Origin of the sequence: Priestia megaterium (genome assembly GCF_046599315.1) — a bacterium.
Taxonomy (GTDB): Bacteria; Bacillota; Bacilli; order Bacillales; family Bacillaceae_H; genus Priestia; species Priestia megaterium_F.
Window position 1 is genome coordinate 73,900 of sequence record NZ_JBKIKC010000004.1, and the last position, 12,569, is coordinate 86,468.

The window sequence follows — 12,569 nt, forward strand, 5'->3', positions numbered from 1 at the left end:
TTACTAGTTAAATAGGGGGAACGTTATGATGAAAAAGAAATCGTTTTTATCACTTGTTTCCATTTTGCTTGTGCTATCGCTTTTTCTAGCGGCATGCAGCGGTGGAAGCAGTTCTTCATCTTCTAGTAAAGAAGGCGGAGAAGCAAAAACTGAAGGTGCAAAAACAGACAAGCCAAAAGATGGCGGAACGATTACGTATGGAATTGATGGAGCGCCGGAAGGGCTTTTTGAATATGCGTTGTATGGTAGTGCATATGATAGCCAAATATTAGAATTTATCAATGAAGGTCTCTTTACTTATGATAAGAAATTAAAGATTAAACCTGACTTAGCTACTTGGGAAGTGAGTGGTGATAAACTAACTTACACGTTTAAATTAAAAAAGGGCATTAAGTGGCATAACGGAGATCCGTTAACTGCAGATGATTTTAAATATACGTATGAAACGATTGCGGATAAAGATTATACAGGCCCGCGCTATGTAAACGTTGAGCATATTAAAGGTGCGCAAGAATATCACGACGGCAAAGCAGATTCTATTTCTGGTGTTGAAGTAGTAGATCCGCAAACATTTAAAGTAACGTTTAAAGAAGTTCGTGTAAATAACTTGGACAATCTATGGCCGTATCCAATGCCGAAAAAATACTATGAAGGAATTGCTGTAAAAGATCTTGCAGAATCCAAAAAAGTTCGTAAAGAGCCAATTGGTGTTGGACCATTTAAAGTGAAAAAAGTAGTAGCAAGTGAATATGTCCAAATGGAGCGCAATGATGATTATTGGAAAGGTAAGCCTCATCTTGATGGCGTTGTTGTAAAAGTACTGGATCCATCTGTTTCCGCTGGAGCATTGAAAAAAGGCGATGTTGACATTATGGATGTTCGTCCAGCTGATTTAGGGCAAGTTGAAAAAGCAGAAAACTTAGACTTTTTGGAAGGGAAATCAACTAGTTACTCGTACATTGGCCTACGATTTGGACATCGTGATCAAAAGACTGGCAAAAACGTAGATGATTACGACAAGTTCAAAGAGCTAAAGCTTCGTCAAGCACTGCTTTATGCACTAGATAGAAAAGCAATGGTAAAAGCGTTTATGAACGATAAAGCAGTCGTTTCTAATACAGTTATTCCGTCTGTATTCTGGATTGCTGCTGATCAAAAAGAGTTAACAAATTACAAATATAGTCCAGAAAAAGCTAAAAAACTCTTAGCTGAAGCTGGTTATAAAGATAAAAATAATGATGGTTTTGTAGAAGATCCAAATGGAAAACCATTTACAATCTCATTCGGTCACTATGCTGGTCCATCCAACTTCGAGGGCCGTGCGAAGGCTATTATGCAAGCATGGAATGATATTGGTATTAAAACAAAATTAGCAACGGGTTCACTTGTTGAGTTTAACTTATACAATGAAATGAAAGATAACGACGATAAAGTGTTAGAAGCGTTTTTTGGTTCTTGGGACACTGGATCAGATCCAGATCCTACAGGATTCTGGAGTTCTAATGCTGAGTGGAACTATGGGCGTTGGGTAAATGAAGAATCTGATCAAATGCTTAAAGACGGTTTAAGTGAAAAATCATTTGATGATAGATACCGTAAAGACGTATATGTAAAATGGCAAAAATTCTTTAATGAGCAGCTGCCAGCACTTCCTTTATGGGAAAATATCAATATTTATGCTGTTAATAAGCGTGTGAAAAACGTAACTCTAGATCCATCAACGGTAGTAGTAGATCCGGAGAAATGGTCTGTGACGGAATAAATATTTTACATGTAAAGGAGAGTCAACGATGCTGCAATACTCACTAAGACGTATTTTAGGGATGATTCCAATGTTGATTCTAATCTCCTTTGTTGTGTTTTCCCTGGCAAAAATGATGCCAGGGGACCCCTTTGGGGGAGAAATCAACCCTAGTAATACAGATCCAAAATACATTGAGGAAATGCGTGATAAGCTAGGATATAACGATCCTATCTACGTTCAATACTGGAACTGGGTAAAGGGAGTGGCACAAGGAGATTTAGGGAAGTCAACAACTCATAAGTTACCGACATTAGATATTATTTTAGAGCGTATGCCTAATACTATCTTTTTAGCTTTAACTTCGCTTTTAATTACGTATGTATTTGCATTTATTTTAGGTATGTATGCAGGAAGAAAACCGTATACTTTAGCGGATAACTTTATTGCAGGATACAATTACTTTGCATTAGCAGTTCCATCATTCATTGCAGGGATCGTAGGCATTTATTTATTTTCCTTTCAGCTAGGTTGGTTTCCATTTAGCGGTTCTGTTGAAGTAGGATTGAAAGAAGGGTCATGGGAATTTATTCAAAGTAGAATTCACCATGTCATATTACCCGCGCTGATTCTTGGATTAATGTCGACCGCGCAGTACACTCAATTTTTGCGTAATGATATTATTGAAAACAGTCGCAAAGATTTTGTACGTACAGCTAGAGCAAAAGGAACAAAAGAATCTAAAATTTATAATGTTCATATCTTACGCAACTCAATGATTCCGCTTATTACGTTTTTAGGGTTTGATCTTGTGACGATTATTAGCGGTTCTATTATCACAGAGACAATCTTCACTTATCCAGGAATTGGAAAGTTATTTGTTGACTCTGTAGCAACTCGTGACTATTCAGTTATGATGTCGCTTACAATGCTGTTTTCAATTTTAACACTAGTTGGGAATCTGGTTGCTGACTTGTTATACGGCGTAGCAGATCCGCGTATTCGTTTGGATTAGGAGGAGAAAGTATGGAAATTGTAACGAAAAAAGACGTACAGCCAGAAATGAATATGAAACCTCCTAAAAACCTTTCTCCATGGGCGATTGCGCGAAAGAAGTTTGTTAAAAATAAATTAGCCATGATCAGTTTAGCTTTTATGATTGTGATTACGCTTCTTGCCATTTTTGCACCGCTGCTTACCAAAGCAGATATTACGCGTATCGACTATATGGCGATGAATGCAGCGCCTTCTAGTGAGCATTGGTTTGGAACGGATACAAATGGACGAGACGTGTTTGCACGTACGCTGTATGGAGGAAGAACTTCGTTACTGATTGGAGTTGCTTGTACAACGCTCGTTATTTTAATTGGGACTCTTATTGGTTCAATTGCCGGTTATTACGGAGGAAAAGTAGATCAATTCTTAATGCGTTTTACAGACTTTGTATTAAACTTTCCGCTCATTGTTTTCGTTGTGGTGTTAAATGCAATTTTAATTGGAAAAATCTCAGGCGTTTGGACGTTAATTCTGGTTGTTAGTTTCTTAAGCTGGGGGAGTACGGCACGGCTAGTTCGAAGTAAAGTCTTGGCTGAAAAAGAAAATGAATATGTACTTTCAGCTGTTTCCATCGGGTGCAGCCCGTTTAAGATTATTTTTAAACATTTGCTGCCAAATGTGTTTTCAACGATTGTGGTTCAAGCCAGTTTGCAGATGGCAATTCTTATTGTATTTGAGTCAGCGATTAGCTTTATTGGCTTTGGTGTACCGGCGGATACGCCAAGCTGGGGGAATATGCTGACAGAAGCAAGGGAGTCAGATGTACTGCAAAATAAGCCTTGGATGTGGGTTCCGCCCGGTTTAGCTATTACATTTACAATCCTAGCTATCAACTTCATTGGTGAAGGATTAAAAGATGCTTTGAATCCAAAATCTCTTCGTTAAAAATCTATCACAAAAGTGTGATAGATTTTTTTAGGTTTGTCAGACCTCCTGACAAACATATTATTATAGAAGAAACTCGGATTTTTTGTTGTTTATAGGGATGGAGATAGTTCTTGAAGCCTTTAATGATCATTAGCAATTTTCTTATGTTCTAGCTTTGAAATAATCGTATTTGAACAATAAACAAGAACGAAGGTTTTCATAATTAAATTTTAGAAAAATAACATCATTTGGAATAAAAATTCCTTTCTCTGCCTATACTGATGGATAACAAACAGATAGTAAGTGAGGGGTAAATTATGCTATATCTTCATGATGTATGGGTTAATTGGTTTGAAGGCGAAGAAAACGGTTATAATGTGTGTCATTTCCATGAGTGGAGAAAAGACGATTGTGTAGAACTGCTCGATCAAGCACCATTATTAAAAGTAAATCCGCTTTTATTTCATTACATTGAAAATGATCTTTCCGAACTACCTCAACAACTACTACAAGATGTCTATCAGAAAGCATACATTCGGAAAAATCATGAACGCACGCAGGTTGAATATTGTTTTATCGTTACAGACGGAACGAATATTTTAGCAATTGATACGATGGGGTATCATATCCCGATTCGAAAAAGCCGCTTAATTCCGAGACAAGAACAGTTAGTCTATGAGATGATTGCGGATCAAGAAGAGCTAGAATATAAGTTCAGTGAAGACGAGCTAAATAAAAAAGAGCATCATATTCTTTCGCCGTCTCCTGAAACGATGAGAGGCCTAACACGTAAAGAACGTCAGCTAAAACAGCTATTATTTATGGCACTCGATCAGCTACATACAACAAAAAATACTGCTCAAATCCGCTACTGGTACACGGAGTGGAATCCAACGAAATACGAAGATATTCAAGAGATGTCGTTTCAAGACGTATGGAATCAGCTATATGATGAAACGAAGTCAGGGTGGTCACCAAAGCATAAATTATTATGCGAGCGCTTAGTAAAAGGACAACCTTTCTTTGAAAAGCTTTGGGAAATTGAACAAGAGCCAAAAGTTAATTAAAAAAACGACTGCATAGCAGTCGTTTTTTTAACGTTTACGGCCGATTCCCATTGCGTTTCGCATTTTGCGAAGCGTTTTATTAGCCGTTGCATTTGCTTTATCGGCACCTTCATCTAAAATATCGTCTAGTTCGCTAGAATCAACTAATTCATAATATCTTTCTTGAATTGGAGCGAGTGCTTCAGCTACCACTTTAGCAGTGTCAGCTTTAAAATCACCATATCCTTTGCCTTCGTACATTGCTTCAATGTCTTCAATCGACTTATTCGCTAAGATTGAATAAATACTTAATAAGTTTGAAATACCAGGCTTATTTTCTTTATCGTAGCGAACAATACCTTCTGAATCCGTTACGGCACTTTTGATTTTCTTTTCAATTGTTTTAGCATCATCCAAAAGCGTAATGAAAGCTTTTTGGTTTGGATCCGACTTACTCATTTTTTTCGTAGGATCTTGAAGAGACATGACGCGTGCGCCTACTTTTGGAATACGTACTTCAGGAATAGTGAAGATATCATTGTATTTTTTATTAAAGCGCTCAGCTAAGTCACGCGTTAATTCTAAATGCTGCTTTTGATCTTCACCAACTGGAACTAAGTCGGTGTTATATAAAAGAATATCAGCTGCCATTAATGGAGGATAAGTTAATAATCCTGCTGATACTGCTTCTTTTCCAGCGGACTTATCTTTAAACTGAGTCATACGCTCAAGTTCACCGATATACGCTACGCATTGTAACATCCATCCTGCTTCCGTGTGCGCAGGCACTTCTGATTGAATAAATAAAGTCGATTTTGCAGGATCAATGCCTACTGCTACATATAGAGCAGCAAGGCTGCGGATGTTTTTACGAAGTGCTAAACGGTCTTGAGGCGCTGTAATTGCATGCTGATCTACAATACAAAAATGACAGTTATAATCATGTTGAAGTTCAACAAATTGCTTCATAGCTCCAATGTAGTTGCCTAAAGTGATTGTACCGCTTGGTTGAATACCTGAAAAAATTGTTTTCATCAAATCTTCCTTTCATCTGCACATATATGCTGCTAATTTACGGATAAAACATAAAAAGGCCCATCCGCTCCTAGCATAAGCTAGGGGCGAATGGACCGCGTTGCCACCCTAATTAGCACACATGATTGTGAACTATCTTTATTCATGTAACGTTGAGGTCAACGTTCAAGCTTTGCACTTGAAAGCTCCAAAGTCCATTCTGCAGGTTTCAATGTTTGTTCTCACCAGCCACAAACTCTCTAAAAATGAAAATTCTGCATACTACTCTTTTTCACAGCTTTAATCATATATAGTTATTCGTTATTATAACGCGAAAAAGCAGGAATTTAAACATCTTATTACTAAAAAGTTTTATAAGACAATTTACTGGAATTTTTCAGCGACAAAAAAAGACAAGAACCTTTTAATTAAAGCATTTCTCGATGAAAATTTGGTGTAAGATTTGGTAAAAATTGTTCGTTTAGTCTTTCTAATAACTTTGTAATACTATCGTAATACCTATACTACAAAAAAGATTTTAGACGTCTGACAAGCAGGCACAATCCTTATAAGATAAGGTTTTTTCTCTCATCACAAAAAAATACCATTAAATAATAGTATTGCAATAAATTTTTAAAATATTTATAATAGGCGTAACAAACATATTTTTTACAAAGATATTACAATTTCTTAATTTTTCAGAAAACACAAAATAGACAATGTTTTGTTTCAATTAACGAATTTTGTAATGAATGAGTCTTCTACATATTAAGCGCATACATTGGATTTACAGCATGTAAACAATTGATGACAGTTTCATAGGGTAGAAGAATAATTTTGCAGTGAGGTCTTTAACACTCTACCATACGAAAAAATAACTGATTATTTTGTATTGAAAGAGGATTAAGAAATTAGTGATTATCAAAAAAATATGGTTGCCACACAAACAAAATTTAATAGGGGGTAACACGCAATGAAGAAAAGATTGTCGATTCTTTTCAGCTTGCTGCTTGTAATGAGCTTGTTTTTAGCTGCATGTGGATTTAACAAAGAATCTGGTGGCAGTGAAAATGCTAGCAGTGATGGCGGCGACAAGAAAAAAGAGCAAGAGCTTCGCGTAAACATTAAAACTGAGCCTTTTTCACTGAACCCAGGCTTAGCTAATGATTCAACGTCATCAAACGTATTATTACAAACATTTGAAGGTTTAACTCGTATCGGTAAAGATGGAAAACCTGAAAATGCAATGGCGAAAGATGTGAAGGTAAGCGATGATCAAACTAAATATACGTTTACTATTCGCGACGATGCAAAGTGGTCAAATGGTGATCCTGTAACAGCAAAAGATTTCGAATATGCATGGAAATGGGCTTTAGATCCTAAGAACGAATCTCAATATGCATATCAACTATACTATGTTAAAAATGCACAAGCTGCTAATGAAGGAAAAGGTTCATTAGATGATGTTGCCGTTAAAGCAACAGATGAGAAAACGCTTGAAGTAACATTAGAAAACCCAACACCATATTTCTTAGAATTAACAGCTTTCTATACGTACTTCCCAGTGAATACAAAAATTGCTGAATCAAATGAAAAATGGTACACAAATGCGGGTGAAAACTATACGTCAAACGGTCCTTTCAAGCTAAAAACTTGGAAACATAATGACAAAATCGTTTTAGTTCCTAATGAAAACTATTGGGATAAAGATGCTGTAAAACTTAAAAAAGTTGAAATGTACATGATCAATGATAACAACACTGAACTTTCAATGTTCAAGAACGGTGAATTAGACTGGGCGGGTATGCCTACTGGTCAGTTACCAGCTGATGCACTTCCTGAATTAAAGAAAGATGGTTCATTAAACATTCAAGAGATTGCAGGTACTTACTGGTACAAGTTTAATACAGAACAAAAACCTTTAGACAATGTGAACATTCGTAAAGCATTAGCTTATGCAATTGATCGTAAAGGTATTACGGAACAAATTACAAAAGATGGTTCAGTTCCAGCAATGGCGGCTGTACCACCAACAATGTTTGAAGATAACAAAAAAGGTTACTTCAAAGACAATGATGTGAAAAAAGCAAAAGAATATTTAGAAAAAGGCTTGAAAGAAATGGGCCTTAAAGATGCTTCAGAACTACCAGCAATCAAAGTTTCATACAACACGGATGAAAAACATGCAAAAATTGCACAGGCTGTTCAAGATATGTGGAAGAAAAACCTTGGCATTAAAGTTCAGTTAGACAACTCTGAGTGGGCTGTTTACATTGAAAAATTACACCAAGGGGATTATCAAGTTGGACGTATGGGCTGGTTAGGAGACTTTAACGATCCAATCAACTTCTTAGAATTGTTCCGTGACAAAAAAGGCGGAAACAATGATACAAACTGGGAAAATCCAGAATATAAAAAGTTATTAATTGACTCTCAAAAAGAAACAGATCCTAAGAAGCGTCTGGCAATGTTGAAAAAAGCAGAAGGTATCTTCATGGATGAAATGCCAGTGGCACCAATCTACTTCTACACAAACGCTTGGGTACAAGACAAGCAGCTGAAAGATGTTGTAATGTCTGGACTTGGAGACATTCAGGTCAAATGGGCTCATTTTGAGTAAGTAACATCAATTATGACAAAGGGTATATGGGGCTTGGTGCTCCATATACTTTTCTTTCTTGTGTGCGAATTTTGTAAAAATATGGAGGTGTGTCAGGGTGTTCAAATATATAGGAAAACGACTTATTTATATGTTTCTATCATTATGGCTGATTGTAACAGCGACCTTTTTCTTAATGCGTGCCGTTCCGGGAGGTCCATTTACATCAGAAAAGCAGCTTCCCCCTGAAATTCAAAAAAATCTAAATCAGTATTACGGTTTAGACCAGCCTTGGTATCATCAGTACTTCGATTATTTAACATCAATTTTAAAGTGGGATTTTGGTCCATCTTTCAAATATAAAGGCCAAACGGTAAATGATTTGATCAACGGCGGATTCCCTGTTTCTTTCATGCTAGGGATGGAAGCTATTTTAATAGCGATTGCTATTGGTGTACTACTAGGGGTTATTGCTGCTTTAAAACATAATAAGTGGCAAGATTATACGGCAATGGTTATTGCAGTTCTAGGAATCTCAGTTCCGAGTTTTATCATGGCAGCGGTACTACAATATGTTCTGGCCATGAAATTACAAATCTTTCCGGTTGCACGCTGGGAATCATGGGCACATACGGTGTTACCGGCTCTCGCGCTTGCTTCAACTCCTATGGCGTTTATCGCACGATTAACTCGTTCAAGCATGCTTGAAGTATTAAGTAATGATTATATTCGTACGGCGAAAGCAAAAGGTTTAAGCAGAGGAGTCATTACAGTTAAGCACGCAATGCGAAATGCGATGCTTCCAGTCGTATCTTATATGGGACCTTTAGTAGCAGGGATTTTAACAGGTAGCTTTGTTATTGAAAAAATATTCGGTATCCCGGGATTAGGTTCACACTTTGTACTAAGTATCTCAAACCGGGACTATACAACGATTATGGGCGTAACGGTGTTCTACAGTATTTTACTACTTGTGTGTATCCTGCTTGTAGATATTGCATACGGCTTCATTGATCCTCGAATTAAACTTACAGGTGCTAAGAAAGGAGAGTAACTATGCAGCAACTTCCGAAAATTCCTAAAGAAATGTTTGAAACAGCAGGGATTGATCACGCTCAGGCAGAAAAGATTGAAAAACCGAGTCTTTCATTCTGGCAAGACGTTTTTATTCGTTTTCGCAAAAATAAACTTGCTATGTTTGGTGTAGTACTAATGATTATCCTTGTTTTTATGGCTATATTTGGTCCATTGATGGTGAAATATGATTATGCAACAAATGATTTGTTGAATGCTAATCAGGCTCCCTCTTCTGAGCACTGGTTCGGTACAGATGAGTTAGGACGTGATGTTTTTGCTCGTACGTGGGAAGGCGCTCGTATTTCGCTATTTATTGGGTTGGCAGCAGCTTTAATTGATTTATTCATCGGCGTAATTTGGGGAAGCATCTCCGGATACCGCGGAGGCCGTACGGATGAAACAATGATGCGTGTTGCGGATATCTTATATGGTGTTCCTTACCTTTTACTTGTTATTATTTTAATGGTTATGCTTGGCCAAGGGTTAGGCACGATGATTTTGGCAATGACCATTACTGGCTGGATCAACATGGCTCGTATTGTGCGTGGACAAGTATTGCAGCTGAAGAATCAAGAATACGTAATGGCTTCACAAACATTAGGAGCAACAACAAAACGTATTTTATTTAAACATCTTATTCCTAACGCAACAGGCCCAATTTTAGTAACAATGACACTAACGATTCCTTCAGCAATCTTTACAGAAGCATTTTTAAGCTACTTGGGACTAGGCGTTCCCGCACCTCTTGCAAGTTGGGGAACAATGGCTTCAGAAGGTTTACCTGCTTTGGAATACTATCCTTGGCGCTTATTTTTTCCAGGTTTGTTTATCTGTTTAACAATCTTAGCGTTCAACGTAATTGGTGATGGATTACGAGATGCGTTAGATCCAAAACTACGTAAGTAAGGAAGTGAAATCATATGTCACGTTTATTAGAAGTAAAGAATTTAGCTGTATCATTTAAAACATATGGCGGAGAAGTTCAAGCTGTTCGCGGCGTTAACTTCCACTTAAATAAAGGTGAAACACTAGCAATTGTTGGTGAATCAGGATCTGGTAAAAGTGTGACCTCACAAACGATCATGCGCCTTATTCCAATGCCTCCTGGCCAGATTAAAAGTGGTGAGATGCTGTTTGACGGCATAGATTTAGCTAAGAAAACGGATAAAGAAATGGAGGCCATTCGCGGTAAGGATATCGGTATGATTTTCCAAGATCCAATGACTTCTTTAAATCCGACGATGAAAGTTGGAGCTCAAATTGGTGAAGTCGTAATCAAGCATTCCAAAGTGTCTAAAGCTGAAGCGAAAAAACGTGCAGTCGAGTTATTAACGCTTGTAGGGATTCCTTTTCCAGAACAGCGTGTAAATCAATATCCGCATGAATTCAGCGGCGGGATGAGACAGCGTGTTGTCATTGCGATGGCTCTTGCTTCTAATCCGAAATTACTGATCGCTGATGAACCGACAACGGCGCTTGATGTAACAATTCAAGCTCAAATTTTAGAGTTGATGAAAGATATTCAGGAAAAAACCGATACATCTATTATTTTTATTACCCATGATCTTGGTGTAGTAGCGAATGTAGCAGATCGAGTAGCCGTGATGTACGCTGGGCAAATTGTTGAAATGGGCACAGTAGATGAAGTGTTTTACGATCCAAAACATCCTTATACGTGGGGACTACTAGCCTCTATGCCAAGCTTAGATAACGAGGCAGAAGAAGAGCTGGCTGCTATTCCTGGAACGCCGCCCGACTTAACGAATCCTCCAAAGGGAGATGCATTTGCAGCGCGAAATCCATACGCAATGAAAATTGATTTTGAACAAGAACCTCCAATGTTCAAAATATCTGATACGCACTATGCGAAAACATGGCTGTTACATCCCGATGCGCCAAAAGTAGAGCCGCCTGCTTCAGTTCAGCGCCGCATGCGTAAAGTTGATAATGTATACAGCACACCCGTACTTGTAGCGAAGGATGGTGAATAACATGACAGATAAGTTATTAGAGATTAAAGGTTTAAAGCAACATTTTTTCACAAGCAAAGGAACAATTAAAGCAGTTGATGGTCTGACGTTTGACATCTTCCGGGGAGAGACATTAGGGCTTGTAGGTGAATCCGGTTGCGGAAAGTCAACGACAGGCAGAACGATTATTCGTTTATACAACGCTACTAGCGGTGAGGTGCTATTTAATGGAGAAAATGTACATGGTCGCAAATCTCGCTCGGAGCTTAAAAAATTCAATCGTAAAATGCAAATGATTTTCCAAGATCCATATGCGTCGCTTAACCCTCGTATGACCGTAGCAGATATCATTGCAGAAGGCATTGATATTCACGGTTTAGCTAAGACGAAAAAGGAACGTATGGCAAAGGTTCACGAGCTTCTTGAAACAGTAGGTCTTAACAAAGAACATGCAAATCGCTATCCACATGAGTTTAGCGGCGGTCAGCGTCAGCGTATCGGTATCGCAAGAGCACTGGCAGTAGAACCTGATTTTATCATCGCAGATGAACCAATCTCAGCTTTGGATGTATCTATACAAGCTCAAGTTGTTAACTTAATGAAAAAGTTACAGCGTGAACGTGGACTAACATATTTATTTATCGCTCATGACTTATCAATGGTAAAATACATCAGCGACCGCATTGGCGTCATGTATAGAGGGAAGATTGTAGAGCTTGCACCAAGTGATGAACTTTATCGAAACCCTATTCATCCATATACAAAAGCGTTGCTTTCAGCCATCCCGCTTCCCGATCCTGACAGTGAAAAAACGCGTCAGCGTAAAATTTATGATCCAAGTATTCATGACTATAACGGTGAAGAACCGGAGCTTAGAGAAGTATCTCCAGGTCACTACGTATCTTGTTCTCAAGCGGAGTTTACCACCTATACAACATAACAAAAACGATCTCACAACGAGGTCGTTTTTTATTTAGTTATCAAAGAACAATAAGCTTTAAGTTGCAAAAAAACATGTAAGAACAAGTAACATTAGCGCTTTACAGGTATTATACATTAAAGGACTGGGAAATACTATTAAAAATTTTCAGAATTTTATATTTAAGACAAATTATCTAGTTGTAAACCTTATAACTAAAGGAATATAAGTGTTTAATAATGTTTTATAATGAATAATAATTCAAATGATTTATAAAAGA

Annotated in this window: 10 protein-coding genes and 1 other annotated feature; of the genes, 9 read left to right on the top strand and 1 reads right to left on the bottom strand. The window is 37.6% G+C overall.

Translation table 11 applies throughout. The annotated features are described in order from the left end of the window. Positions 1–25: 25 nt before the first annotated feature. From opp4A to ACLHDF_RS14745, 4 genes are all read left to right on the top strand, one after another. A complete protein-coding gene (gene opp4A, locus ACLHDF_RS14730) occupies positions 26–1,762 on the top strand; it encodes an oligopeptide ABC transporter substrate-binding protein (protein ID WP_413919491.1) in 1,737 nt (578 codons plus the stop codon). 28 nt (positions 1,763–1,790) lie between these two features. Beyond that, positions 1,791–2,756, top strand: coding sequence for an oligopeptide ABC transporter permease (gene opp4B / locus ACLHDF_RS14735; RefSeq protein WP_013055410.1), 966 nt, complete (start codon positions 1,791–1,793; stop codon positions 2,754–2,756). Between the two features lie 11 nt (positions 2,757–2,767). Further along, on the top strand, positions 2,768–3,682 hold the full coding sequence (opp4C, locus tag ACLHDF_RS14740; protein WP_413919492.1) for an oligopeptide ABC transporter permease: 915 nt from the start codon (positions 2,768–2,770) through the stop codon (positions 3,680–3,682). A 299-nt stretch (positions 3,683–3,981) separates the two neighbouring features. Next, positions 3,982–4,731 (top strand): YjbA family protein, encoded by a 750-nt coding sequence (locus ACLHDF_RS14745; protein WP_013055412.1) that lies wholly within the window; start codon positions 3,982–3,984, stop codon positions 4,729–4,731. Between the two features lie 27 nt (positions 4,732–4,758). Here the strand turns inward: ACLHDF_RS14745 and trpS are convergent, their stop codons facing one another. Continuing rightward, on the bottom strand, positions 4,759–5,748 hold the full coding sequence (gene trpS / locus ACLHDF_RS14750; RefSeq protein WP_413919493.1) for a tryptophan--tRNA ligase: 990 nt from the start codon (positions 5,746–5,748) through the stop codon (positions 4,759–4,761). Between the two features lie 76 nt (positions 5,749–5,824). Continuing rightward, positions 5,825–6,029: a binding site (T-box leader), on the bottom strand. 668 nt (positions 6,030–6,697) lie between these two features. Between trpS and ACLHDF_RS14755 the strand changes: the two genes are divergently transcribed. The 5 genes from ACLHDF_RS14755 (at position 6,698) to ACLHDF_RS14775 (ending at position 12,310) form a co-directional block, all read left to right on the top strand. Then, positions 6,698–8,344, top strand: coding sequence for an ABC transporter substrate-binding protein (locus ACLHDF_RS14755; RefSeq protein WP_413919494.1), 1,647 nt, complete (start codon positions 6,698–6,700; stop codon positions 8,342–8,344). A gap of 97 nt (positions 8,345–8,441) precedes the next feature. Continuing rightward, the gene (locus ACLHDF_RS14760; RefSeq protein WP_045291908.1) at positions 8,442–9,377 is read left to right on the top strand and encodes an ABC transporter permease; all 936 of its coding nucleotides are present in this window, start codon (positions 8,442–8,444) and stop codon (positions 9,375–9,377) included. A 2-nt stretch (positions 9,378–9,379) separates the two neighbouring features. After that, positions 9,380–10,306 carry an ABC transporter permease gene (locus tag ACLHDF_RS14765; RefSeq protein ID WP_413919495.1) on the top strand — a complete coding sequence of 309 codons (927 nt, stop codon included), beginning with the start codon at positions 9,380–9,382 and terminating at the stop codon, positions 10,304–10,306. Between the two features lie 14 nt (positions 10,307–10,320). Then, positions 10,321–11,391 (top strand): ABC transporter ATP-binding protein, encoded by a 1,071-nt coding sequence (locus ACLHDF_RS14770; protein ID WP_413919496.1) that lies wholly within the window; start codon positions 10,321–10,323, stop codon positions 11,389–11,391. A 1-nt stretch (position 11,392) separates the two neighbouring features. Then, a complete protein-coding gene (locus ACLHDF_RS14775) occupies positions 11,393–12,310 on the top strand; it encodes an ABC transporter ATP-binding protein (protein WP_413919497.1) in 918 nt (305 codons plus the stop codon). Positions 12,311–12,569 lie beyond the last annotated feature (259 nt).